Annotated in this window: 22 protein-coding genes; 16 read left to right on the top strand and 6 right to left on the bottom strand. The window is 68.4% G+C overall.

All coding sequences use genetic code 11. The features are described 5' to 3' along the window. Positions 1-90 precede the first annotated feature (90 nt). Both N7640_RS20715 and N7640_RS20720 read left to right on the top strand, forming a co-directional pair. Positions 91-996 carry a bestrophin family ion channel gene (locus N7640_RS20715; protein WP_279905357.1) on the top strand — a complete coding sequence of 302 codons (906 nt, stop codon included), beginning with the start codon at positions 91-93 and terminating at the stop codon, positions 994-996. Between the two features lie 43 nt (positions 997-1039). After that, on the top strand, positions 1040-1615 hold the full coding sequence (locus N7640_RS20720; protein ID WP_279905358.1) for a flavin reductase family protein: 576 nt from the start codon (positions 1040-1042) through the stop codon (positions 1613-1615). On the opposite strand, the gene N7640_RS20725 is transcribed toward N7640_RS20720, so the two are convergent. Genes N7640_RS20725 through rnd form a run of 3 tightly spaced genes read right to left on the bottom strand, consistent with a single transcriptional unit; the run spans position 1609 to position 3928 of the window. Further along, positions 1609-2523 (bottom strand): D-2-hydroxyacid dehydrogenase, encoded by a 915-nt coding sequence (locus N7640_RS20725; RefSeq protein WP_279905359.1) that lies wholly within the window; start codon positions 2521-2523, stop codon positions 1609-1611. The two genes, N7640_RS20720 and N7640_RS20725, sit on opposite strands and share 7 nt — an antisense overlap. Next, complete coding sequence (locus N7640_RS20730) at positions 2523-2816, bottom strand: YcgL domain-containing protein (protein ID WP_279905360.1); 294 nt, start codon at positions 2814-2816, stop codon at positions 2523-2525. The genes N7640_RS20725 and N7640_RS20730 overlap by 1 nt, the downstream gene beginning before the upstream one ends. After that, positions 2813-3928, bottom strand: coding sequence for a ribonuclease D (gene rnd / locus N7640_RS20735; protein ID WP_279905361.1), 1116 nt, complete (start codon positions 3926-3928; stop codon positions 2813-2815). The genes N7640_RS20730 and rnd overlap by 4 nt, the downstream gene beginning before the upstream one ends. Positions 3929-4181: 253 nt before the next feature. On the opposite strand from rnd, the gene N7640_RS20740 reads away from it, so the two are divergent. Both N7640_RS20740 and N7640_RS20745 read left to right on the top strand, forming a co-directional pair. Next, the gene (locus tag N7640_RS20740; RefSeq protein ID WP_279905362.1) at positions 4182-5240 is read left to right on the top strand and encodes an SMP-30/gluconolactonase/LRE family protein; all 1059 of its coding nucleotides are present in this window, start codon (positions 4182-4184) and stop codon (positions 5238-5240) included. A gap of 46 nt (positions 5241-5286) precedes the next feature. Beyond that, a complete protein-coding gene (locus tag N7640_RS20745; RefSeq protein ID WP_279905363.1) occupies positions 5287-6141 on the top strand; it encodes a sulfurtransferase in 855 nt (284 codons plus the stop codon). 100 nt (positions 6142-6241) lie between these two features. On the opposite strand, the gene N7640_RS20750 is transcribed toward N7640_RS20745, so the two are convergent. Then, entirely contained in the window at positions 6242-6994 is a 753-nt protein-coding gene (locus tag N7640_RS20750; protein ID WP_279905364.1) for an AraC family transcriptional regulator, read from the bottom strand. Positions 6995-7180: 186 nt separating this feature from the next. Here N7640_RS20750 and lon point away from each other — a divergent pair, with 186 nt between their 5' ends. The 11 genes from lon to N7640_RS20805 all read left to right on the top strand — a co-directional run bounded on the left by lon (position 7181) and on the right by N7640_RS20805 (position 18936). Continuing rightward, positions 7181-9580, top strand: coding sequence for an endopeptidase La (lon, locus tag N7640_RS20755; protein ID WP_279905365.1), 2400 nt, complete (start codon positions 7181-7183; stop codon positions 9578-9580). 101 nt (positions 9581-9681) lie between these two features. Further along, positions 9682-10101, top strand: a complete 420-nt coding sequence (locus N7640_RS20760) for a glutaredoxin family protein (protein ID WP_279905366.1) — start codon at positions 9682-9684, stop codon at positions 10099-10101. Positions 10102-10187: 86 nt separating this feature from the next. Further along, positions 10188-10589 (top strand): protease inhibitor I42 family protein, encoded by a 402-nt coding sequence (locus N7640_RS20765; RefSeq protein WP_279905368.1) that lies wholly within the window; start codon positions 10188-10190, stop codon positions 10587-10589. Continuing rightward, positions 10586-10876, top strand: coding sequence for a hypothetical protein (locus N7640_RS20770; RefSeq protein ID WP_279905369.1), 291 nt, complete (start codon positions 10586-10588; stop codon positions 10874-10876). The genes N7640_RS20765 and N7640_RS20770 overlap by 4 nt, the downstream gene beginning before the upstream one ends. 92 nt (positions 10877-10968) lie before the next feature. Further along, entirely contained in the window at positions 10969-11661 is a 693-nt protein-coding gene (locus N7640_RS20775; protein ID WP_279905370.1) for a lysoplasmalogenase, read from the top strand. A 111-nt stretch (positions 11662-11772) separates the two neighbouring features. Continuing rightward, the gene (locus N7640_RS20780) at positions 11773-12342 is read left to right on the top strand and encodes a hypothetical protein (RefSeq protein WP_220813548.1); all 570 of its coding nucleotides are present in this window, start codon (positions 11773-11775) and stop codon (positions 12340-12342) included. Between the two features lie 65 nt (positions 12343-12407). After that, entirely contained in the window at positions 12408-13151 is a 744-nt protein-coding gene (gene cmoA, locus N7640_RS20785) for a carboxy-S-adenosyl-L-methionine synthase CmoA (protein WP_220813549.1), read from the top strand. Next, positions 13148-14116 (top strand): tRNA 5-methoxyuridine(34)/uridine 5-oxyacetic acid(34) synthase CmoB, encoded by a 969-nt coding sequence (gene cmoB / locus N7640_RS20790; protein ID WP_279905371.1) that lies wholly within the window; start codon positions 13148-13150, stop codon positions 14114-14116. The genes cmoA and cmoB overlap by 4 nt, the downstream gene beginning before the upstream one ends. 760 nt (positions 14117-14876) lie before the next feature. Beyond that, positions 14877-15389, top strand: a complete 513-nt coding sequence (locus N7640_RS20795; RefSeq protein ID WP_279905372.1) for an RNA polymerase sigma factor — start codon at positions 14877-14879, stop codon at positions 15387-15389. Beyond that, positions 15386-16306, top strand: a complete 921-nt coding sequence (locus N7640_RS20800) for a FecR domain-containing protein (RefSeq protein ID WP_279905373.1) — start codon at positions 15386-15388, stop codon at positions 16304-16306. Before N7640_RS20795 ends, N7640_RS20800 begins: the two co-directional genes overlap by 4 nt. A gap of 275 nt (positions 16307-16581) precedes the next feature. Next, positions 16582-18936, top strand: coding sequence for a TonB-dependent siderophore receptor (locus N7640_RS20805; protein WP_279905374.1), 2355 nt, complete (start codon positions 16582-16584; stop codon positions 18934-18936). Between the two features lie 25 nt (positions 18937-18961). Here the strand turns inward: N7640_RS20805 and N7640_RS20810 are convergent, their stop codons facing one another. Continuing rightward, complete coding sequence (locus tag N7640_RS20810) at positions 18962-19798, bottom strand: S1-like domain-containing RNA-binding protein (protein WP_279905375.1); 837 nt, start codon at positions 19796-19798, stop codon at positions 18962-18964. Positions 19799-20077: 279 nt separating this feature from the next. Here N7640_RS20810 and N7640_RS20815 point away from each other — a divergent pair, with 279 nt between their 5' ends. After that, on the top strand, positions 20078-22279 hold the full coding sequence (locus tag N7640_RS20815; RefSeq protein WP_279905376.1) for an LTA synthase family protein: 2202 nt from the start codon (positions 20078-20080) through the stop codon (positions 22277-22279). Between the two features lie 59 nt (positions 22280-22338). Here the strand turns inward: N7640_RS20815 and N7640_RS20820 are convergent, their stop codons facing one another. After that, positions 22339-23454: a PQQ-dependent sugar dehydrogenase gene (locus tag N7640_RS20820; protein ID WP_279905394.1), complete on the bottom strand. Its 1116-nt coding sequence runs from the start codon at positions 23452-23454 to the stop codon at positions 22339-22341. Between the last annotated feature and the right edge of the window lie 120 nt (positions 23455-23574).

Raw genomic sequence — 23574 nt, forward strand, 5'->3', positions numbered from 1 at the left:
AGCCTGCGCCCGCCCCACCACGGCCAACCCGGGGCACCGCCCTTTTCGGTACTATTGCGCCTCCCCGCGCGGCCCGTACCGATACAGCCCATGATCATCTACCCCCCACGTGTCTCCCTCTGGACCCTGCTGTTCTCCATCAAGGGTTCGATCATCCCGGTCATCTGGAAGAAGGTGATGTACACGGTGCTGCTCAGCTCGCTGGTGGTGGCGAGCCAGGGCCTGCTCGACGCCCACCACATGCTGCTGACGGCGACGCCCTTCACCCTGTGGGGGCTGACGCTGGCGATCTTCCTCGCGTTCCGCAACACCGTGGCCTACCAGCGCTTCTGGGAGGCACGCACGCTGTGGGGCGAGCTGCTGATCGTCGCGCGCAACCTGGCCCGGCAGAGCGTCACCCTGCTGCCGGAACTGGACCGGGAATCCCGTCTGGCGCTGGCGAGGCCGCTGATCGGCTTCGCCCATGCGCTGCGCGACACACTGCGCGGGCAACCGATGAGCGACGACACCCGGCGGGCGCTGGGCGACGACGCGCAAGACCTGCCGACCTCGCCCAACGCGCTGCTCGGCCTGCTCGGCCAGCGCTTCATGGCACAGGCACGCGGCAGCGGCGCCAGCGACGTGGTGCTGGTCGAGATCGACCAGCAGCTGACCCGCCTCTCCTACGTGCTGGGCGGCTGCGAGCGCATCCGCAACACGCCGATTCCCTATCCGTACATCCTGATGCTGCACCGGGTGGTGCACATCTACTGCTTCCTGCTGCCCTTCTGCCTGGTCGGCAGCATCGGCTGGTTCACCCCGGTCGCGGTGTGCGTGCTGGCCTACACCTTCTTCGGCCTGGACGCCCTCGGCGACCAGATCGCCGACCCGTTCGATACCCAGCCCAACGACCTGCCGCTGGACGCCATCTGCCGCACCATCGAGATCTCGACCCTGGAGCTGATCGGCGAACCGACGCCGGCGCCGCTGGAGCCGGTGGGCGAGGTCCTGCTATAGCCAGCGACAGCACGATCAGAATTCCCAGCGCCAGGAGTCTCCGATGAATCCCCACCTCGCCCCCGTCGACCTCGCCAAGGCCTACCGCCTGCTCAACCACGGCCCAACCGTGCTGGTCTCGGCGCGCCACGGCGGCGTGGACAACGTGATGGCGGCGGCCTGGGCCTGCGTGCTGGATTTCGCCCCGCCCAAGCTCACCGTGGTGCTGGACAAGGCCACCCGCACCCGCGAGCTGATCGAGCACAGCGGCCGCTTCGCGATCCAGGTGCCGACGGTCGCCCAGCTGCGCCTGACCCACGAGGTCGGCAATCACAGTCTCAAGGAGGCGCCGGACAAGCTGGCCCGGGCCGGCGTCGACCTGTTCGAACTGCCCGGCCACGACCTGCCCCTGGTCGAGGGCTGCTCTGCCTGGCTGGCCTGCGAGCTGGTGCCCGAACCGCACAACCAGGGGGCCTATGACCTGTTCATCGGCGAAGTGGTCGGCGCCTGGGCCGACGACCGGGTATTCCACGGCGGCCGCTGGCACTTCGAGGACGCCGACCCGGCCTGGCGCAGCCTGCACCACGTGGCCGGCGGGCACTTCTATGCCATCGGCGAGGCGCTGACGCCGCCTCAGTAGCCGCGGGCGAAGTCGACCTCGCCGCGCAGCGGCTGTCCGTCGCGGTAGCGGCGCAGGTTGTCGATGAACAGCCGGGCCATCGCCGCCGGTTCGGTCGGCGCCGAGCTGTGCCCGGTGAGCAGCAGGCGCGGCGCGTCCCAGAAGGGATGGCCCGGCGGCAGCGGCTCCTCGCGACACACGTCGATCACCGCGCCGGCCAATTGCCCGGCCTGCAGGGCCGCCACCAGGTCGGCGTCGACCACCGCCACGCCGCGCCCGCAGTTGATCAACAGCGCCTCTGGGCGCATCCGCGCGAACAGGTCGGCATCGTAGAGATCGTGGGTGGCCGGTGTGTCCGGCAGCACGTTGACGATGCAATCGGCCCAGGCCGCCTGTTCGGCCAGGTTGTCCAGGCCATGCACCTCGGCGAAGGGCTCGATGGGCCTGGGCCGGCGGGCGATGCCGCGCAGCTCCACGCCGAACGGCGCGAGGAAGCGGGCGATCTCGCTGCCGATGTCGCCTGCGCCCACCACCAGCACCTTGCAGCCGTTCAGGCTGGGCGGCAGCAGGCCATCCCAGCGCTGCTCGACCTGGCTGGCCAGGCGCGCCAGCACGCGACGGCGGTGCAGCAGCAGGTAGGCGAGCACGTATTCGGCCATGGGCTGGCCGAAGATGCCGACCGCCCGGCTCAGACGGTAGTCGCGCGGCAGACCGGGGGCCAGCAGCGGCGTGATCTCGGCCCAGGTGGATTGCAGCCAGTCGGGCCGCAGCCCCTGGCGCAGCAGCGGCAGCAGCAGGTCCGGCTGGCCCAGCCACACCGGGCACTCGCCTGCGCGGGCGGCGTCGTGCAGCGGTTCGAGCCCGGGCTCGGCCGCCCGCAGCAACTCGGCGTAGCGCGCCTGCTCGCGCTCCAGCAGGAGGACTCGCATCAGACCGGATCGTTGCGCCGAAGCAGTTCTTCCGGCAGATGCTGGATGTACTCCTCCTCGGGCGGCGGCATCTGCAGGTGGTAGCCCTGCTTGTCGAGGTTATCCAGCACCTGGGCGATGTCCTCGCGAGCCAGCTTCTTCTCCGGGGTGAGGATCATCTCGAAGCACAGCTGCGGTGCGCCGAAGGCGGCCAGCAGGCCCTCGGGCACGCGCTTGAGGGCATCGGCCTTGAGCACGTAGAGGTACATCTCGTTCTTGCGCGGGCTCTTGTAGATGGAGCAGATCTTCTTCATTGCAGTACGTCCAGCAGGGCCTGGCCCATCAGTTCACGGCGCCATCCGCGCAGGTTGTCCGGCAGCGTCCATGGGCCGTCGGGGTAGCCGCTCTTGAGCAGGGCTTCGAGGGATTTCTTGCGCAGCATCAGCTCGGGGACGATCTGCAGGCGCTCGGCCTCGGCCTGGCCGACCGCGCGCAGCTGCTTCAGCAGCGCGCCGGCCTCGATCGGCAGCGGTGCCGGCAGGGACTCGGGCCACTGCTCCGGCGGCAACGCCGCGGCCTCGCGGATCAGCCGCAGGATGGTCTCGCCATCCTGGCGCACGGTGCGCGGGTGCATGTCCTCGATGCGCGCCAGAGCCACGCTGTTGTCCGGCTGGAAGCGCGCCAGCGGCCACAGCGAATGCTCGCGCAGGATGCGGTTACGCGGCTGGTTGCGCGCCCGCGCCTGGCCTTCGCGCCAGGCGTACAGGGCACGCAGCACGGCCAGCTGCTGGCGCGACAGCTTCCAGCCCAGCTTGGCCTCCTTGTACAGCTCGTCCGGGTCGACCTCGCGGCGCAGGTTGGCCACCAGCTCGGCGCCGTCGTCCAGGATCCACGCCAGCTTGTCCGCCGACAGCCTGGGCAGCAGCATCTGGTACAGCTCGGCCAGGTGCTGGGCGTCCTCGGCGGCGTAGCTCACCTGGGTCTCCGAGAGCGGCCGCTGCAGCCAGTCCGAGCGGGTTTCGCCCTTGGGCAGCTCGATGTTCAGCACCTCCTGCACCAGGCGCGAATAGCCCATGGAGAAGCCGATGTTGAGGTAGCCGGCGGCCAGCTGGGTGTCGAACAGCGGCTGCGGCAGCGCGCCGGTCAGGCGCAGGAAGACTTCCAGGTCCTCGCTGCAGGAATGCAGCACCTTGGTCACGCCCGGGTCTTCCAGCAGCGCGGCGAAGGGCGCCCAGTCACTCACCTGCAGCGGGTCGACCAGGTAGGCACGTTGGCCGTCGCCCACCTGCAGCAGGCCGGCGATGGGATAGAAGGTGTCGACCCGCATGAACTCGGTATCGAGGGCGACGAAGGGCAACTGCCGCCACTCGGCGCAATGACGCGCCAGGCTGGCGTCGTCGAGGATCCATTGAATATCGATGGCCACGCGGCACTCCTTGATTGATGCGGCGCAGTATATATGCCCGAGCGTGATACCGGGCATTCACGCCCGTTGCCTACGGAACAGCGACTCCACCACACCCGTCGTCCCCGCGAAGGCGGGGACCCAGGAACACGATGTCCTGGCTGGCGCCTGGATTCCCGCCTTCGCGGGAATGACGGGATTGTCCGTGCAGGTTCTTCCCCTCTCCCGGCAGCCTGTACACTGCCGGCACCACACCACCAGGGAAGAAACAACAATGAAGAAAATCCTCGGTCTCGTCGTGCTGCTCGTTGCGGGCCTGGGCGTCGTCCTCTCCTTCACCCCCAGCCCCATCGACCCGCTGGCCTGGAAACCCCAAGAAGCGCCGCAGATGACCGGCGTGCTGGAGCCCAACGACACCCTGATGAAGGCCAAACTGCTGGCCCAGGGGCAGATCCACGGCCCGGAAGACACCGCCGTGGACAGCCAGGGGCGGGTCTACGCAGGGCTGCACGACGGTCGCGTGGTGCGCATCGCCGACGGTAAGGTGGAAACCCTCGCAAACACCGGCGGCCGCCCGCTGGGCATGGACTTCGACGCCCGGGGCAACCTGATCGTCGCGGACGCCTACAAGGGCCTGCTCAGCATCGACCCACAGGGCAAGGTCACGGTCCTGGCCACCGAGGCCGAGAGTGTGCCGTTTGCCTTCACCGACGATCTGGACATCGCCAGCGACGGGCGCATCTACTTCACCGACGCCTCCAGCAAGTTCCAGCAGCCGGACTACCTGCTCGACCTGCTGGAAGGCCGCCCCTACGGTCGACTGATGGTCTTCGATCCGGCCAGCGGCAAGACCGAGGTGCTGCTCAAGGACCTGTATTTCGCCAATGGCGTGGCCCTGTCGCAGCACGAGGACTTCGTGCTGGTCAACGAGACCTACCGCTACCGCATCCAGCGCTACTGGCTGAAGGGCGACAAGGCCGGCACCCACGATCTGTTCGCCGACAACCTGCCGGGCATGCCGGACAACCTCCAGGGCGACCGCGCCGGCACCTTCTGGGTGGCCTTGCCGACGCCGCGCAAGAGCGACGCCGACTTCCTGCAGAACCAACCCTGGGTCAAGGCCCAGCTGGCCAAGCTGCCCCGCGCGCTGTGGCCGAAGCCGACCGCCTACGGCCTGGCCATCGCCCTCGACGAGCAGGGCCGGATCGTCGAGAGCCTGCACGACACCAGCGGCACCCACCTGCGCATGGTCACCTCGGTGAAGCCGGTGGGCGACTACCTGTACCTGGGCAGCCTGGACAACGACCGGATCGGCAGGCTCAGGATTCGCTGACACCCCCTATGATGTGCCCGTCCATCGACCCGCCACAGGAGGCCCCATGCCACTCGCCCAGCTGATCACCGCCGAAGACCTGCACGCCCGCCAGGGCGAACCGGGCCTGGTCATCCTCGACTGCCGCTTCGCCCTCGACGACCCGGCCTACGGCGCCCGCAGCTACGCCGAGGGCCACCTGCCCGGCGCGCAGTTCGCCGACCTGGAGCGGGACCTGTCCGCCCCGGTGGTCAAGGGCGTGACCGGGCGCCATCCACTGCCCGACGCCAACGAACTGGTCGGCAAGCTGCGCGCCTGGGGCATCGACGACGACTCCACGGTGGTGCTGTACGACGACGGCCCCGGCGCCTTCGCCGCCCGCGCTTGGTGGCTGCTGGCCTGGCTGGGCAAGCGCGACGGCGCGTTCCTCCTCGACGGCGGCCTCAAGGCCTGGAAGGACGCCGGCCTGGCGCTGACCGACGAACGCCCCGCGCCACGGCCGGGCCACTTCGCCGGCCAGCCGGACGCCAGCCTGGTACTGAGCGCCGGGCAGCTGCAACAGCGCCTGAACGACGCGAACCTGACCCTGCTGGACGCCCGCGCCCTGCCCCGCTTCCGTGGCGAGGTGGAACCGCTGGACCCGGTGGCCGGGCACATCCCCGGTGCCCGCTGCGCGGTGTTCACCGACAACCTGGGCGAAGACGGTCGCTGGCTGCCGGCGGACCGCCTGCGCGCACGCTTCGACGCGCTGCGCGGAGAAAAACCGGCGCAGTCCCTGGTGGCCTACTGCGGCTCCGGCGTCACCGCCTGCCACAACCTGTTCGCCCTGAGCCTGGCCGGCTATCCGCTGGCGCCGCTGTACGCCGGCTCCTGGAGCGAATGGATCACCGACCCGGCACGGCCGGTGGCGACCGGGGACTGAGCGGTATCTCCGCCCTCTCCCTCCGGGAGGGGAGAAAACGGCGAATGATCGGCAGACCCTCACCCCCGGCCCCTCTCCCAGAGGGAGAGGGGTGATTGCATCACTGCAACCCGCGCAGCCGCTTGGGCGTCAGTCCGAGGTAACGGCGCATGGCGGTGGTCAGCGCGCTCTGGCTGGAGAAGCCGCACTCCCCGGCAATCCGCACCAGCGGCAGCGGGCTCTCGCGCAGCAGCCGTGCGGCGTGGTCGAGGCGGGTCTTGAGCAGGTACTGGTGCGGGGTCAGGCCCACGCTGTCCTTGAACTGGGCGTGGAAGTGGCTGGGGCTGAGGCAGGCCACCTGGGCCAGCTCGATCACCGTGATGCGCCGCGCCAGGTGCTCGACGATGTAGGCGTCCAGCCGGCCGATGTCGAGGCTGGCGATGGCGCCGCGACGGCCCTCGCCGAACAGGCGCAGGTGCAGGGCCCGCAGCAATACGCCGCCGAGCGCGCGGGCCAGGTGCGGGTCGCTGCCGTAGCGGGCCAGTTCGGCGCCGGCGTAGCTCAGCAGGTTCTGGAAATCGGCATCCAGGGTCGGGTAGCGCGGGCTCTCGAACAGCTGGGCGAGCAGGTCGAGGTCTTCCGGCGAGGTATCGCGCCCGTCCAGGTCGAGGATCAGCATGCGGTTGTCGCCCATGCCGGCGAACTGGTGGTCGGCGTCCCCTGGCACCAGGCAGGCGCGCATGCGGCAGACCTCGCCACCACAGCCGCTGACCTCGAATTCCGCGCGACCGGACAGCGACATCACCAGCTGGTGATAGTCGTGGGCGTGTTCGTGGGCCTGGTTGTCCAGGCGCGCGAGGCGGGCATTGAGCATGGGCGGAATACCGGACCGAGGCAGGGTTGCACTTTAACCAGTTGGACGGCGAAGCGGCAGTATCACCGATAAGCGGCATCGGTTGCACCATCCCTCAAAAAAGGCGCAACCCGAAAATGACATTGAAATGCCCCGGCCATCGCCCCATCTAACCCGCTACCACAGGTTGAGCAGACAAGGGCCGCCATGAGCGATCAGGACATCACCCACGAATACATCGAGGCCGAGGCGCATCGCCAGGCCACCCACCTCGCCCTGCCAGGCCAGACCCTGCCGGACAAGCTGTACGTCCTCCCCATCCACAACCGCCCGTTCTTCCCGGCCCAGGTGCTGCCGGTCATCGTCAGCGAGGAGCACTGGGCGGAAACCCTGGAACTGGTGGCCAACACCGAGCACAAGTGCCTGGCGCTGTTCTACGTCGACCAGCCGGTGACCGATCCGCGCCACTTCGACACCGCCAGCCTGCCCGAGCACGGCACCCTGGTGCGCGTGCACCACGCCAGCCGCGCCGACGGCAAGCTGCAGTTCGTCGCCCAGGGCCTGGGCCGGGTGCGCGTACGCGGCTGGCTCAAGCGCCACCGCCCGCCCTACCTGGCCGAGGTGGACTACCCGCAGGGCCAGAATGACGGCCGCGACGAGGTCAAGGCCTACGGCATGGCGCTGATCAACGCGATCAAGGAACTGCTGCCGCTCAACCCGCTGTACAGCGAGGAGCTGAAGAACTACCTGAACCGCTTCAGCCCCAACGACCCGTCGCCGCTGACCGACTTCGCCGCCGCGCTGACCACCGCGCCGGCCGGCGTGCTGCAGGAAGTGCTCGACTGCGTGCCGATCCTGCGGCGCATGGAGAAGGTGCTGCCGCTGCTGCGCAAGGAGGTGGAAGTCGCACGCCTGCAGAACGAGCTGTCCGCCGAGGTGGACCGCAAGATCGGCCAGCACCAGCGCGAATTCTTCCTCAAGGAACAGCTCAAGGTGATCCAGCAGGAGCTGGGCATCACCAAGGACGACCGCAGCGCCGACGCCGACGAATTCCGCGCCCGCCTGGCCGGCAAGACCCTGCCCGAGCAGGCGCAGAAGCGCATCGACGAGGAACTGCACAAACTGGCGATCCTCGAATCCGGCTCACCGGAATACGCGGTGACCCGCAACTACCTGGACTGGGCCACCGCCCTGCCCTGGGGCCTGCTCGGCCAGGACAAGCTCGACCTCGGCCACGCGCGCAAGGTGCTGGACAAGCACCACGCCGGGATGGACGACATCAAGGCGCGCATCACCGAGTTCCTCGCGGTGGGCGCCTTCAAGGGCGAGATCTCCGGTAGCATCGTGCTGCTGGTCGGCCCACCCGGCGTGGGCAAGACCAGCATCGGCAAATCCATCGCCGAATCCCTCGGCCGGCCCTTCTACCGCTTCAGCGTGGGCGGCATGCGCGACGAGGCAGAGATCAAGGGCCACCGCCGCACCTACATCGGCGCCATGCCCGGCAAGCTGGTGCAGGCGCTGAAGGAAGCCGAGGTGATGAACCCGGTGATCATGCTCGACGAGATCGACAAGATGGGCGCCAGCTACCAGGGCGACCCGGCCTCAGCGCTGCTGGAGACCCTCGACCCGGAGCAGAACGTCGAATTCCTCGACCACTACCTGGACCTGCGCCTGGACCTGTCCAAGGTGCTGTTCGTGTGCACCGCCAACACCCTCGACTCCATCCCCGGCCCGCTGCTGGACCGCATGGAGGTGATCCGCCTGTCCGGCTACATCACCGAGGAGAAGCTGGCCATCGCCCGCCGCCACCTCTGGCCGCGCCAGCTGGAGAAGGCGGGGGTGAACAAGAACCAGCTGAGCATCAGCGACTCGGCGCTGCGCGCGGTGATCGAGGGTTACGCCCGCGAGGCCGGCGTGCGCCAGCTGGAGAAGCAGCTCGGCAAGCTGGTGCGCAAGGCGGTGGTGCAGCTGCTGGACAACCCCGGCAGCAAGGTGAAGATCGGCCCGAAGGACCTCGAAGGCTACCTTGGCATGCCGGTGTTCCGCGGCGAGCAGGTGTTCAACGGCACCGGGGTGATCACCGGCCTGGCCTGGACCAGCATGGGCGGCGCCACCCTGCCGATCGAGGCGACCCGCATCCACACCCTCAACCGCGGCTTCAAGCTGACCGGCCAGCTCGGCGAGGTGATGAAGGAATCGGCGGAAATCGCCTACAGCTACGTCGGCGCCCACCTCAAGCAATACGGCGGCGACCCGGGCTTCTTCGACCAGGCCTTCGTCCACCTGCATGTGCCGGAGGGCGCCACGCCCAAGGACGGCCCCAGCGCCGGCATCAGCATGGCCAGCGCCCTGCTCTCCCTGGCGCGCAACCAGGCGCCGAAGAAGGGCGTGGCCATGACCGGCGAACTGACCCTGACCGGCCAGGTGCTGCCCATCGGCGGCGTGCGCGAGAAGGTGATCGCGGCGCGGCGGCAGAAGATCTTCGAGCTGATCCTGCCGGAGGCCAACCGTGGCGATTTCGCCGAGCTGCCCGACTACCTCAAGGAAGGGCTGACCGTACACTTCGCCAGGCGCTTCGCCGACGTGGCCAAGGTGCTGTTCGCCTGAGGCCATCCCCCGCAGACGGGTGAGCCGCCCTCACCCGCTCTGCTTATGGGGCGCAATGCTGTAGAAAGGACACTGTTCACCTCGTGCATGGAAGCCAACCGATGTCGAAATTCATCCTCGCCCTGCTCGCCACGCTGCCGCTCGCCTGCGCGGCGGAGATCTACAAGTGGACCGACGAACAGGGGCGCGTCCACTTCGGCGACCAGCCGCAGGACAAGGAAAAGGCCGAGCGGCTCTCCCTCAAGGTCACGCCCTACGAGAGCGTCAGCTACGAGTCGGTCGCGCCCGCCAGGAGCCAGCGCGTGGTCATGTATGCGGCCAGCTGGTGCGGCTACTGCCGGCAGGCCCGCAACCATTTCCGGCAGAACGGCATCGCCTACGTCGAATACGACATCGAGAAGAACCAGAGCGCCCGCAAAGCCTACGACGCCATTGGAGGCAACGGCGTGCCCGTCATCCTGTTCGGCGACAAGCGGCTGAACGGCTTCAGCATCGACAGCTTCCGGGCCATCTACCCGTAAATCGAGGACGTACCGTGCGCACGCAATGCCCCTCTCCCAGCCCTGCCCCGCTATGCTGTGCGGGTTTCGACCGACAGGAGTCCGCCATGAAGCCTTTCCATCGCCTGCTGCTGCCCTGCGGCCTGGCCCTGCTGGCCGCCTGCGGCTCGCAGCCGAAATCCACCGTGAGCGTGGAGGAGAAGCAGCTGGGCAAGTGCCCGCTGCAGCTGCACGCGGGACAGACCCTGAACATCGCCCTGCCGAGCAACCCCACCACCGGCTTCCGCTGGGTGGTGACCGACGCCGCAGGCGGCGTGCTGCGCAGCCTCGGCCCCGAGGTCTACGTGACCCCGGAGGATGCCGGGCTGGTCGGCGCCGGCGGCCAGTCCACCTGGCGCTACCAGGCTTACCAGGCCGGCGAGGGCCGCCTGCTGATGCACTACCAGCGGCCTTGGGAACAGGACGTGGCGCCGGAGAAGACCATCGACTGCCGGATCGACGTGCGATGATCGCGGCGCTGCGCCGGTTCGCCGGCAACAGGCGCCAGCAGTTCTCCCGCTGGTGGCATTCGCCCATCCGCCGGCGGGATCGCCTGACCGGCGCGACGATCGGCGCCCTGGCCTTCTTCTGGATCGCCGGTCTGGGGCGCCTGGCCTTCGCGCCCTCGCCCGAACTCGGCCAGCTCGCCCTGTGGGCGCTGGGCGGCGTGCTGTTCGGCGCGGCGTTCGGGGCCCGCTATCCGCGGCTGACCACCTGCCTGCTGTTCCCCTTCGCCACCATCGGCACCGGCCCCTGACGCGACAAACCGCTCCAGCTGTTACGTGCCGCACTGATTCCGGCCGGCAGCGTGGCCATAATGGGCGCAAACAACAACAAGAGAACCCCGCCATGCGTCCACTGCTGCTGATCGTCGCCCTCGCCGGCGTCGCCCTGTTCCTCCTCGGCCACCACTTCGAACTGACCTGGCTGCGCCTGCTGAGCAAGCCGCTCCCGGTCATCTGCCTGCTGCTCTGGCTGCGCGAAGCGCCGGCCGGCCACTACCGGCGCTGGATCACCATCGGCCTGGGCCTGTCGCTGCTCGGCGACCTGCTGCTGGAATGGCCGGCGGACCTCTTCGTGTTCGGACTCGGCGCCTTCCTCCTTGCCCACCTGGCCTATCTGGCGGCCTACCTGGGCGACACCCGCCGCCTGGCGCCCTTCGACCTGCTGATCGCCGCGCTGGCAGCCGGCGGCATGCTCTATCTCCTGGCCACTGCCGGTGGCGGCCTGGGCCAGATGCTGGCGCCGGTGGCGCTGTACAGCCTGGTCATCGGCGGCATGCTGTGGCGCGCGCTGGCGCGGGTCGGCGTGGTGGCCGGCGCGTCCGCCTGGCTGGCGGCCGGCGGCGCCGCGCTGTTCGTGCTGTCGGACAGCCTGATCGGCATCAACCGCTTCGTCGCGCCCTTCGAGGGCGCGCGCTACGCCATCATCCTCAGCTACTGGCTGGGCCAGTTCGGCATCGCCACCTCCGCGGTGCTCCTGCTCGCCCGCCCGGCTCACACCGCGACCGCCTCCACGACGCCTTCCCTGGCCGAGCGCTAGGCAACGTCAGGCGCGCCCGTGCCGCGCAGGCACGGGCGCGCTCGCCGGAAAACGGCGACGCCCCGGCAAATCGTCTATAGAGAGAGTCAGGCTCTCTGGTGGAGGTCGGCCATGCAAGGCAAGTCGTGGATGCTGCTCCCGCTGTACCTGTTCCTGCTGTCAGGCTGCGGTAGCCTGCTCCCCAGCGAGCGCGCCGAGGTGCTCTCGCCGTTCAACGACTACCTGGACGCCGAGATCCGCTACTCCCAGGCCCAGCCCGGCAAGACCACCCGCTCCGAACTGTTCTCCCTCGGCTTCGACCCGCTGGCCCAGGGCAACGGCAAGATGCTCTCGTTCATCGACCTGCGCCTGATGTTCGTCCAGCCCAACGTACCCATCGAGTACCTGCCCGACGGCCTGCTGCAGTGCCTGGAAGCCAAGGACCGCTGCATCGGCTACGCCTTCGACTTCAACAAGACCGACACCCAGCGGGTCGGCAACTTCTGGGCCGACGTGTTCAACTTCCGCAAGAAGCGCGAGCTGCAGGGCTGGGCCTTCCGCGCGGTGTTCGTGCTGGTCGACGACACCCTGGTGCACAAGGTCAGCAACGGCGAACCGAACATCCGCCGCTACGAGGTCAAGCGCAACCCGCTCGGCCCGCTGCAGGGCGCCGGCGAATTCTTTTCCGACCAGTTGAAGTGAAGGCGGTTGGGCCACGGCCCGCTCTTGGCTAGAATGCCGGCCTTTTCCACACCGGACCGACCGCCGTGAAGCAGCAGCCCGACCGACTCTTTTCCCAGCCCCTGGAACAGGTGCCGGACTTCGTCTTCAACGAGGACGTGGCCAGGGTCTTCCCGGACATGATCAAGCGCTCGGTGCCGGGCTACCCGACCATCGTCGAGAACCTCGGCGTGCTGGCCGCGCAGTTCGCCCAGCCGCACAGCGTGCTGTACGACCTGGGCTGCTCCCTCGGCGCGGTGACCCAGGCGCTGCGCCGCCACGTGAAGACCGACGGCTGCCGGGTGGTCGCCGTGGACAACTCCCACGCCATGGTCGAGCGCTGCTCCGAATACCTGCACGCCCAGGACGCCATGTTCCAGGAGCTGCTGCCGGCCGAGGTGGTCGAGGCCGATATCCTCGCCCTGGACCTGCAACCGGCCTCGCTGGTGGCGCTCAACTTCACCCTCCAGTTCGTCGCGCCGCAGCAGCGCCAGGAACTGCTCGCGCGCATCCGCCAGGCCCTGCTGCCGGGCGGCGCGCTGATCCTCTCGGAGAAGCTGCGCTTCGAGGACGAGGCCGAGCACGCCCTGCTCGGCGAGCTGCACCTGGCGTTCAAGCGCGCCAACGGCTACAGCGAACTGGAAATCGCCCAGAAGCGCAGCGCCATCGAGCACGTGATGAAGCCCGACAGCCTGGAACAGCACCGCGAGCGCCTGCTGGCCGCCGGTTTCTCCAAGGTCGTGCCCTGGTTCCAGTGCCTCAACTTCGCCTCCCTGATCGCCCTGCCATGATCCGCCACCTCGACCTCGACGCCCTGCAACAGCAACTGGCGGGCAGCCCGCTGCAGGATTGGGCCGCCGACCTGCCGGCCCAGCTCGACGCCAAGCTGGCCGTCGGCCACGGCGACCTGGCGCGCTGGTTCGCCGCCGTCGAGGCGCTGCCGGCGTTGCCGGTCGAGCACGCCGAGCTGCGCGACGCCCTGCGCCTGGAAGGCACCTGCGACGAGGCCACCCGCGCCGCGCTGAAGAGCGCGTTGCAGGGCCTGATTCCCTGGCGCAAGGGGCCGTTCGAGCTGTTCGGCGTGCACGTCGACACCGAATGGCGCTCGGACTGGAAGTGGTCGCGGGTGGCGCCGCACCTGGACCTGGCCGGCAAGCGCATCCTCGACGTCGGCTGCGGCAACGGCTACTACATGTGGCGCATGCTCGGCGCCGGTGCCGACGCGGTGGTCGGCGTCGACCCCAACTGGCTGTTCCTCAACCAGTTCCTCGCGGTCAAGCGCTACCTGCCCGACGCACCGGCCTGGTACCTGCCGCTGGCCCTGGAGGAACTGCCGGCGAAGCTGGAAGGCTTCGACACCGTGTTCTCCATGGGCGTGCTCTACCACCGCCGCTCGCCCATCGACCACCTGCTGGAACTCAAGGACTGCCTGCTCAGGGGCGGCGAACTGGTGCTGGAGACCCTGGTGGTGGAAGGCGACGCCCAGCAGGTGCTGGTGCCCGAGGACCGCTACGCGATGATGCGCAACGTCTGGTTCCTGCCCTCGGTGCCAGCGCTGGAACTCTGGCTGCGCCGCGCCGGCTTCGTCGATGTGCAGTGCGTGGACGTGTCCACCACCAGCGTCGAGGAACAGCGCGCCACCGAGTGGATGCGCTTCCAGTCGCTGCCCGACTTCCTCGACCCCGCCGACCACAGCCGCACCCTCGAAGGCCTGCCGGCGCCGACCCGCGCCGTGCTGGTGGCGCGCAAGCCGTAGGCAGAGGGGGTCGCTTCCTTTCGTCATTTCCGCGTGGACGGGAATACATGCGCAGACCAGGGCACCGCGTCCCTGGGTCCCCGCCTTCGCGGGGACGACCACCTACCTCGTCATTCCCGCGCAGGCGGGAATCCATGCGCCGGCCGGAGCACCGAACCCTGGGTCCTCGCCTTCGCTAGGACGACCACTTTCCTCGTCATTCCCGCGCAAGCAGGAATCCATGTGCCGACCGGAGCACCGTGCCCTGGGTCCCCGCCTTCGCGAGGACGACCACTTTCCTCGTCATTCCCGCGCAGGCGGGAATCCATGTGCCGGCCGGAGCACCGTGCCCTGGGTCACCGCCTTCGCGAGGACGACCACTTTCCTCGTCATTCCCGCGCAAGCGGGAATCCACGTGCCGACCGGAGCACCGTGCCCTAGGTCCCCGCCTTCGCGAGGACGACCACCTACCTCGTCATTCCCGCGCAGGCGGGAATCCATGCGCCGACCGGAGCACCGTGCCCTGGGTCCCCGCTTGCACGGGGACGACGAGGCGTTGGGACGGGAAATCCCGTGTGGCGCGGTCGAGCCAGGCGCTGCTCGGAAAGCAGCCCGGGCACCGAGGAAAACGCAAGGCTCTCGTCCAGCCTCCAGCGCTTTTCACAGAGGAGCTGTCACACCCCCATGACGCCCTATCACTCCCCCGACTCACTCGCACCACGTTTGCGAACAATTCTCGTTTTAGCTAGTCTGGCGCGCCCGCTTCGCCTTCGGACCCGCCATGGCCCCCAATCTCGAGCAGCTGTTCCGCCTGTACCACAGGGAACTCCAGCAACTGGCCTACCGCCGGCTGGGCGACCGGGAAGCCGCCGCCGACCTGGCCCAGGACACCTTCCTGCGCTACGCCGGGCTGGACCACGGCGGCCGCCGCGAAGCCATCGCCAACCCGCGCTTCTTCCTCCTGCGCATCCTCGGCAACCTGATCATCGACCTGCGCCGCAGCCGCGGCCGGCGCAGCGAAACCACGCCGCTGGACGAACTCGACGACCAACTGCTCGACGCCCGCCCCGGCCCCGAGCGCCTGTACGAGCTGCGCCAGCAGTTGCAGCTGCTGCACCAGGCGCTGCAGGAGCTGCCGCCGAACTGCCGCGAGGCGCTGCTGCTCAATCGCCTGCACGGCCTGAACCACGCGGCCATCGCCGAGCGCCTGGGCGTCTCGCCGAGCATGGTCTGCAAGTACATCATGCGCGCCCTGCGCCACTGTGCCCGCCGCCTCGGGCTGGTCGCCGAATGAAGCCCAGCGACGAGGACCTGGACCGTCCCCTGCCGCCGCTGACCGAGGAGGCGCTGCAGCGGCTGGTACGCCTGCATGACGGCGCCGCCAGCGAGGACGACTGGGCGGACTACGCACAGTGGAGCCGGCTGAGCGTCGACCATCGCGCCGCCAGCGCCGACGCCGAGCGGCTGTGGGAGGCGCTCGGCCATTCCCCGGCCACGCCGCGCCGCTTCGCACGCCCCGCGCTGGCGGTGCTGCTCGCCCTGTTCCTCGCCGGCGGCTGGCAGGCCGAACGCCAGGGCTGGCTGGCCGACCAGCGCACCGGCAGCGGCGAGCGCCGCGAACTCACCCTCGCCGACGGCTCGCGCCTCGAACTGGCGCCCCACACCCGCGTCGACCTCGCCCTCGACGGCGAACGGCGCGTGCTGCGCCTGCATGGCGGCGAACTGCACGTGCAGGTCGCCGCCGACCCGAGCCGCCCGTTCGAGGTCGAGGCGGCCGGCGGGCGGATTCGCGCGCTGGGCACCGGCTTCGACGTCCGGCGCGAGGGCGACCGGGTCTCGGTGGTGGTCACCGAACACAGCGTGCTGGTCAGCCAGGACGGCGCCGAGCAACGGCTGGAGAGCGGGCAGCGCCTGGCGTTCGGCCCCGACGGCCTGCGCCCGCCCGAGCCGGCGGATGTCCAGGCCGCCACCGGCTGGCGCCGCGGCCGGCTGGTGTTCGACGGCCAGCCGCTGGGCGAGGTGCTCGACCAGCTCGGCGACTACCAGGACGGCCTGATCCTGATCCGCGACGAGCGCCTGCGGGCACTGCCGGTCACCGGCGTGTTCGCGACCGACGACGTACCCGCGCAACTGGAACTGCTGCAGAAGTCCCTGCCGATCCGCATCCGCCACTGGCCTTGGCTGACCCTGGTCGACCCCGCTGACGATTGATGGACCAGGCAAAAAACCGGCTATGTCCCCATTACGGGGTGGTGGCGCAATCCCTGCTTTTGTGGGAGCGGCTGGGCGGCATTCCGATTGTCCGCGAAGCCTTGCCGTCAGCCCCGTTCGCGGACAAGTCCGCTCCCACAGGGTTTGCGCTCACCCACAGCAATGAACGCAGACAGAACAAAAAACTTCCGGCGCGCTGTCAGGTTTGCGCGCACCGTCGTCTTCCCCCGTTGAGAGCGATTTTCATTGAGCTGATTTCAGCAAAGGGGAGAACCATGCACCGATCATTCGCGCCCACCGCCCTCTGTCTGGCCCTGGCCTCGGCCGGCCCGCTGGCCCACGCGCAGCCGCCCGCCCAGGCCGTGGAGGCGAACCAGGCCAGGCACTACGACATTGCGCCCGGGCCACTGGGCCAGGCACTGACCCGCTTCGGCGAGCAGAGCGGCCTGCGCCTGATCGTGCCCAGCGAGCTGCTGCAAGGGCTGAACAGCCCCGGTCTGAAGGGCGAGCACGAACCCGGCGCGGGGCTGGACCGGCTGCTGCAGGGCAGTGGCCTGCGCGCCACCCTGTCCGGCGACAGCGCCGTGATCGAAGCGGTCCCAGCCCAGCCCGGGGTGCTGGAGCTGGGCACCACCTCCATTTCCGGCAAGGCGCCGGGCTCCACCACCGAAGGCACCGGCTCCTACACCACCTGGTCGACCAGCAGCTCGACACGCCTCAACCTGTCGCCCCAGGACACGCCGCAGTCGATCACCGTGCTGACCCGCCAGCGTATGGAAGACCAGGGCCTGGGCAACATGATCGACGCGCTGAACGCCACTGCCGGCGTCGTTGTGCAGAACTCTAACGTCGGCGCCGACAGCCCCGACTTCATGGCGCGTGGTTCCATAATCAACAATTTCCAGATCGACGGAGTGCCAACCTCCTCCCTGCTGAGCAATGACCTGCACAGCACGGCCATCTACGACCGGATAGAGGTCGTACGGGGGGCCACCGGCATGATGAGCGGGCTGGGAACGCCTTCGGCGACGGTCAACCTGATTCGCAAACGCCCGACCCACGAGCCGCAGGTCAGCCTTACCGCCGAGGCGGGCAGCTGGGAGCGCTACGGGAGTGGAATGGATGTTTCCGGGTCTCTCAACGAGAGCGGCAACATTCGAGGCCGTCTGGTCGCCGACTACAAGCATCAGCATGCCTGGGTCGATCGTTACGAGCAGGATTATTTCGTGCTGTACGGCATCAGTGAATTCGATCTGAGCGACACCACCCTGCTTACCCTGGGCTTCAGCCACCTGACACGAGACAGCAACTCGCAGTTCAGGGCCACGCCGTTGTTCTTCAGTAACGGACAGAGGATCGACTCCAGCGCCAACGACTACAAATGGCCGAAATGGCTGCACTACGACCAGGAGCTGAACAATGCCTTCGTCTCGCTCGAACAGCAGTTCGACTCGGGATGGAGTGGGAAAGTAGAGCTCAACTACACCCAGAACGAGTATGACGCACTGCTCACCAACATCAGGGGCTCGATAGACCAGGCCACCGGCACCGGCGCAACGCTCTGGCCCGCCCGCTGGCTGAGCAATGCCGAGCAGATCGGCCTGGATGCCTACGCCACGGGCTCGTTCTCTCTCCTCGGGCGTGAGCATGAACTGATGACCGGGGTCACCCTGTCCGATCTTTGGGCCAAGGGCCCCAGCATGGGCCTATCGCCCAGCTACGACAGGAACATTCCCGACTTCCATGACGTTGGCGCCATGCCCGAACCCGACTTCATCGACTACGGGAACAACGTACGCAACGAACACCAGTACAGCGCCTATGTAAGTTCCCGCTTCCAACTGACGGACAGTACCAATCTCCTTCTGGGCAGCCGTGTCATCGACTGGAAGCGAGTCATGGAGTACCCGGGGGTCGACGACGTCCGCAGCCACGAAAGCGGAGTCTTCATCCCCTATGTGGGCATCGTGCAGGCCCTGGATGACACCTGGTCGCTCTACGCCAGCTACACCAAGATCTTCCAGCCGCAGGAGGACTACGTCATCGAATACAACCGCGCACCGCTGGAGCCGGAAGAAGGCATCAGCTACGAAGCCGGGATCAAGGCCAGCTTCAACGATGGGCGCCTGACTTCCAGCCTGTCCGTGTTCAAGAACGAACAGGAAAACCTGGCCATCTGGAATGACGATACGTACACGTACGACATTTCAGATTCCGCCACGACCAAGGGCGTGGAACTGGAGTTCAACGGAGAGCTGGCCGAAGGTTGGCAATTCACCAGCGGCTACGCCTACAGCGTCACCACCGGCAAGGATGGCGACCGCATCCTCACACGCCTGCCCCGGCACAACCTGAAGACCTTCACGACCTATCGCCTGCCTGGCGCATTGAGCAGGCTGACCGTCGGCGGCGGGATGAACTGGCAGAGCAGAATCGGCAACAAGGATCAGTACTGGCAAGGCAGCTATGCGCTGGTCAACCTGATGGCTCGCTACGCGATCAGCGAAAACCTGTCCGGCTCGGTGAACCTGAACAACCTGTTCGACAAGGAGTACTTCACGTCCGTAAGCGAATACGGGTTCCATGGGGCCCCGCGCAACGTCATGTTCTCGATGAAGTACAGCTACTGAGCCACGGGCACCGGCGGGCCCGGGTTCAGACCAGCTCGATCCGGTCGTCGTGGATGGCGATCAGCCCCTGCTTGAACAGCCCGCCGATGGCCTTCTTGAAGTTGCCCTTGCTGACGCCGAAGGCCTTGCTGATCACCGCGGGGTCGCTCTTGTCGGACAGCGGCAGGCTGCCACCGGCGTCGCGCAGGGCGGCGAGGATCTGCTCGGACAGCTCGTCGCGGGCCTGATGGCCGACCGGCTGCAGGCTCAGGCTGATCTTGCCGTCGGCGCGCAGCTCCTTGATGTAGCCCTTCTCCCGGGAGCCGCCGCGGAGGAACTTGAACACCTCGTTCTTGTGGATCAGGCCCCAATGCAGGCCATTGATGATGGCCTTGAAGCCGAGGTCGGTCTGCTCCACCACCAGCAGGTCCACCTCCTGGCCGACCTGGTAGTTCGCCGGGGTCTTGTCCAGGTAGCGGTCCAGCCGCGCGGTGGCGGTGATGCGGCGGGTGCGCGGGTCGAGATAGACGTGCACCACGCAGTAGTCGCCGACCTGCAGCGGGCGCTTCTCCTCGGAGTGCGGCATCAGCAGGTCCTTGGGCAGGCCCCAGTCGAAGAACAGGCCGACCCGGTTGATATCCACCACCTTGAGGCTGGCGAAGCCGCCGACCTGCACCTTGGGCTTCTCGGTGGTGGCGATCAGGCGATCCTCACTGTCCAGGTAGATGAACACGTTGAGCCAGTCGCCGACCTCGCAGGGCTCGCCCTTGGGGATGTAGCGCTTGGGCAGGAGGATTTCGCCATCCGCGCCGCCGTCGAGAAAGAGGCCGAAGTCGGCCAGCTTGGCCACCGGCAGAGAGTTGTAGCGCCCGATCAGAGCCATGGTCGTCACCCGTTCGAAGAGGCCGGCATTCTACCCGTAGAACCCGCTTACAATCTGCCGCACGCCGCTCGGGGGGCGGAAAAAACCGCGCGCGCCGCGCCGCCGCTGCGCTTGCCCGCCCCGCCACGGGCCTTCCAGCGCCCGCCATACGCGGCGTCGGACGCATGCGCCACTGGCGTCTAGCACAGGCATGTTTCAGAATCATGGCAAGTCGCAACCACGACCCCTTTCGCCTGTCTGAATTACACGGACTCTCGCTGCCCTATCTCAGGAGCTCCTGTGCGCCTTTCGAGCCGTTGGCTGCCCTTTCCTGCCGCGTCGCTTCTCGCCCTCGGCCTGCTGTTCCTCGTGCTGCCCAGCGTCGCCCGCTACTGGCTGGGCTGGTCGAGCTGGCCGGGCCATGTGTCCGACCTCGGTATCGGCAGCCTGCTCCTGCTGCTCTGCTACCGCCGCCCCCTGCTCGCCGTACCGCTGATCGCCGCCTGGGCGGTGATGCTGCTGGGCAACGCCGAGCTGGTCAACGCCGTGGGCCGCATGCCCGAGCCCAACGACCTCAAGTACCTGAGCGACCCGCAGTTCGTCAGCCAGTCCACCCAGGGCGGCGGCATCCGCTACCCGCTGCTGGCCGGCGCCCTGGCGGTGCTCGCGCTGGCCTGCCTGCTGCTCGGCCGCCGGCTCGGCCCGCGGATTCCCCGCTACGCCTACCTGCTGCCCGTCGTCCTGCTGGCCGGCCACGCCGTCGACCAGTACCTGGAGCCCAGCGAGGACGACCAGTGGCGCCTGTTCAACCTGCCGCACAAGGTCCTGGCCGAAGGCGGCAGCCGCGCGCGGATGGCGGTCGAGGACTGGTACGCCGGCGAGGAATCCGGCCTGCCGCCGGACATCGACGGCCTGAGCCGGCTGGACCTGTCCGGCACGCCGCTGCTGCCCGGCGGCGGCAAGGCGCGCAACGTGCTGATCGTCACCCTGGAAGGTATCCCCGGCGCCTATATCGCCCGCAACCGCCAGCTCGTCGGCAGCAGCTACGAAGAAGACCTGATGCCACGCCTGAGCGAATGGGCCGAGCGCAGCATGACCACGCCGGACTACGTGCTGCACAGCCACCAGACCATCCGCGGCCTGTACGCCATGCTCTGCGGCGACTACAGCAAGCTGGACTCCGGCACGCCCAAGGGCGTCGAGCTGCTCAACAGCCAGACCCGCAACCTGCAGTGCCTGCCGCACCAGCTGCGCGCCATGGGCTTTCGCACCCACTTCCTGCAGGGCGCCGGGCTGCGCTTCATGGCCAAGGACCAGATCATGCCGCACATGGGCTTCCAGAAGACCCACGGCCGCGACTGGTTCAAGAACCGGCCCTACCTGGAATTCCCCTGGGGCATGGACGACAAGGCCTACTTCGAGGGCGCGCTGAAATACGTCGGCCAGCTGCGCGCCAGCGAGCGGCCGTGGATGCTCACCCTGCTCACGGTCGGCACCCACCAGCCCTACTCCGCGCCCCAGGACTACCTGGACCGCTTCCCCAGCGCCAAGCAGGCGGCCATCGGCTACCTGGACGACGCGGTGGGCGACTTCCTCGACGGCCTGGAGAAACAGGGCGTGCTCAAGGACACGCTGGTCATCGTCACCTCCGACGAATCCCACGGCATCGAGAACGTGCGCCTGGCCTCGGCCTGGGGCTTCAACCTGGTCCTGGCGCCGGCCGCGGACAAGCTGCCCCGGGTCAAGACCGGCGTGTACGGCCACGTCGACCTGACCGCCTCGGTGCTCGACTACTTCGACCTGCCGGTGCCGGACAACATCGCCGGCCGCTCGCTGTTCCGCGACTACGCCACCCCGCGCGAGATCGTCTCCTACACCAACGGCCTGCTGCGCCAGCACGACGGCAAGGTGTTCACCGAGTGCAACTTCCAGCAGGTCTGCCGGCGCTACGAGAGCGCGGGCTTCATCAGCGGGCAACCCAAGTACCTGGGCCGCGTCAGCGGGCGCCAGGCGCGCCTGGTCAGCCAGCGCGCCGCCCTGCTCGACCAGTCCATCACCGGCGGGCAGATCGGCCAGCGCTACCAGTTCGCCAACCGCCAGCGCATCGACCTCAAGGTGCAGTCCCGCGACGACTGGGCGGACAACCTGATCGGCGCCCAGTACCTGGAAATGCCCAAGGGCACCCGCACCCGGGTGACGCTGAAGATCGAGGCCGTGCGCCTGGACCGCCAGGGCGCGGCGCTGCGCCTGCTGACCAAGGAGTTCGACCGCGACAACAGCCTGGCCATACCGACCCTGCCGGCGCTCAAGCGTGGCGAGAGCATCGAGCTGAGCTTCGACTTCGACAACCCGGAAACCCGCAAGGCCTTCTCCTTCCACCTGCTCGGCGAAGGCCGCGGCGCCATCCGCATCAGCGACTTCAGCGTGGTCACCGAGCCGCTGCCGCCGGAACTGGTCGCGGCCCAGGCGCCGGAAACGGCGCTGGACGCGGCGGCGCACTGACGCCCGTAGGGTGCGCCGCGCGCACCACCTGGTGATGTACGCCCCCGCGCCTTGCGCGGTTACTGCTTCTGCAGCCCCAGCCTGACCAACTTGCCGTTCGGCGCGTCGGTCAGCAGATAGAGGTAGCCATCGGGCCCCTGGCGCACGTCGCGGATGCGCCAGCCCTGGTCCTCCAGCAGCCGTTCCTCCTGCCCCACCTTGTCGCCGTCCAGCGGCAGGCGGATCAGTCCGGGCTGGGCCAGCGCGCCGATGAACAGGTTGTGTTGCCAGGCCGGAAAGCGCTCAGCGGAATAGAAGGCCATACCGGAGATGCCCGGCGACTTCGCCCACACATGGTGCGGTGCCTCGGTGCCGGGCACTGTCTTGCCCTCGGCCTCGGGAATCGGCAGGAAGCTGTAGTTGATGCCGTGGGTCGCCCTCGGCCAGCCGTAGTTCAGGCCCTTGCCGGGCAGGTTGATCTCGTCGCCGCCGCGTGGCCCGTGCTCGTGCAGCCAGAGCCGGCCGCTCCACGGGTCGAAGGCCAGCCCCTGCGGGTTGCGATGGCCGTAGGACCAGATTTCCGGCCGCGCGCCGGCCTGGCCGACGAAGGGGTTGTCGTCCGGCACGCCGCCGTCCGGCTTCAGCCGCACCAGCTTGCCCTGCAGCTTGTCCAGGTCCTGGGCGGTGGGCCGCTGGTTGTTCTCGCCCAGGGTGACGAACAGCAGGCCGTCGCGGTCGAACGCCAGGCGCGAGCCGAAGTGGACGCCGGTCGACAGCTTGGGCTGCTGGCGGAAGATCACCTGGAAGTCCTCAAGGCCGCTCATGTCGTCCTTGAGCCGCCCGCGCCCGACCGCGGTGCCCGCCTTGTCGCCCTCGTCGTCCGCCTCGGCATAGCTCAGGTAGACCAGCCGGTCGCTGGCGAACCGCGGCGACAGCGCCACGTCCAGCAGGCCGCCCTGGCCCTTGGCGTAGACCTGCGGCACGCCGCCCAGGGGCGCGCTCAACCGACCCTGGTCGTCCAGCCAGCGCAGCCGGCCCGGCCGCTCGGTAATCAGGCTGCCCTTGCCGTCCGGCAGGAAGGCCAGGGCCCAGGGGTGCTCCAGGCCACCCACCACTTCCGTCAGTTCCAGTTCGCCCAGCTCACTGCGCTCCGCCAGCAGCGGCGCGGAGAGGGCCAGCAGCGCGCTGGCGGTCATACCCAGGATTGTCCGTCTCATGTCATGGCTCCTCTGCGAATCGATACCTTGTATCCCAATCACGGCTGACACCCCAGGCCGGGTACAATGCCTTTCATTTCCCGATGTGACACTCGCCAC

This window comes from Pseudomonas sp. GD04015 (genome assembly GCF_029837675.1).
GTDB classification, from domain to species: Bacteria; Pseudomonadota; Gammaproteobacteria; order Pseudomonadales; family Pseudomonadaceae; genus Aquipseudomonas; species Aquipseudomonas paralcaligenes.

Bases quoted from the DNA above. Each gene is read 5' to 3' on its own strand.
- N7640_RS20715 (WP_279905357.1), top strand. From the start codon at position 91: ATGATCATCTACCCCCCACGTGTCTCCCTCTGGACCCTGCTGTTCTCC.
- N7640_RS20720 (WP_279905358.1), top strand. From the start codon at position 1,040: ATGAATCCCCACCTCGCCCCCGTCGACCTCGCCAAGGCCTACCGCCTG.
- N7640_RS20725 (WP_279905359.1), bottom strand. From the start codon at position 2,523: ATGCGAGTCCTCCTGCTGGAGCGCGAGCAGGCGCGCTACGCCGAGTTG.
- N7640_RS20730 (WP_279905360.1), bottom strand. From the start codon at position 2,816: ATGAAGAAGATCTGCTCCATCTACAAGAGCCCGCGCAAGAACGAGATG.
- N7640_RS20740 (WP_279905362.1), top strand. From the start codon at position 4,182: ATGAAGAAAATCCTCGGTCTCGTCGTGCTGCTCGTTGCGGGCCTGGGC.
- N7640_RS20745 (WP_279905363.1), top strand. From the start codon at position 5,287: ATGCCACTCGCCCAGCTGATCACCGCCGAAGACCTGCACGCCCGCCAG.
- N7640_RS20750 (WP_279905364.1), bottom strand. From the start codon at position 6,994: ATGCTCAATGCCCGCCTCGCGCGCCTGGACAACCAGGCCCACGAACAC.
- lon (WP_279905365.1), top strand. From the start codon at position 7,181: ATGAGCGATCAGGACATCACCCACGAATACATCGAGGCCGAGGCGCAT.
- N7640_RS20760 (WP_279905366.1), top strand. From the start codon at position 9,682: ATGTCGAAATTCATCCTCGCCCTGCTCGCCACGCTGCCGCTCGCCTGC.
- N7640_RS20765 (WP_279905368.1), top strand. From the start codon at position 10,188: ATGAAGCCTTTCCATCGCCTGCTGCTGCCCTGCGGCCTGGCCCTGCTG.
- N7640_RS20770 (WP_279905369.1), top strand. From the start codon at position 10,586: ATGATCGCGGCGCTGCGCCGGTTCGCCGGCAACAGGCGCCAGCAGTTC.
- N7640_RS20775 (WP_279905370.1), top strand. From the start codon at position 10,969: ATGCGTCCACTGCTGCTGATCGTCGCCCTCGCCGGCGTCGCCCTGTTC.
- N7640_RS20780 (WP_220813548.1), top strand. From the start codon at position 11,773: ATGCAAGGCAAGTCGTGGATGCTGCTCCCGCTGTACCTGTTCCTGCTG.
- cmoB (WP_279905371.1), top strand. From the start codon at position 13,148: ATGATCCGCCACCTCGACCTCGACGCCCTGCAACAGCAACTGGCGGGC.
- N7640_RS20795 (WP_279905372.1), top strand. From the start codon at position 14,877: ATGGCCCCCAATCTCGAGCAGCTGTTCCGCCTGTACCACAGGGAACTC.
- N7640_RS20800 (WP_279905373.1), top strand. From the start codon at position 15,386: ATGAAGCCCAGCGACGAGGACCTGGACCGTCCCCTGCCGCCGCTGACC.
- N7640_RS20805 (WP_279905374.1), top strand. From the start codon at position 16,582: ATGCACCGATCATTCGCGCCCACCGCCCTCTGTCTGGCCCTGGCCTCG.
- N7640_RS20810 (WP_279905375.1), bottom strand. From the start codon at position 19,798: ATGGCTCTGATCGGGCGCTACAACTCTCTGCCGGTGGCCAAGCTGGCC.
- N7640_RS20820 (WP_279905394.1), bottom strand. From the start codon at position 23,454: ATGACCGCCAGCGCGCTGCTGGCCCTCTCCGCGCCGCTGCTGGCGGAG.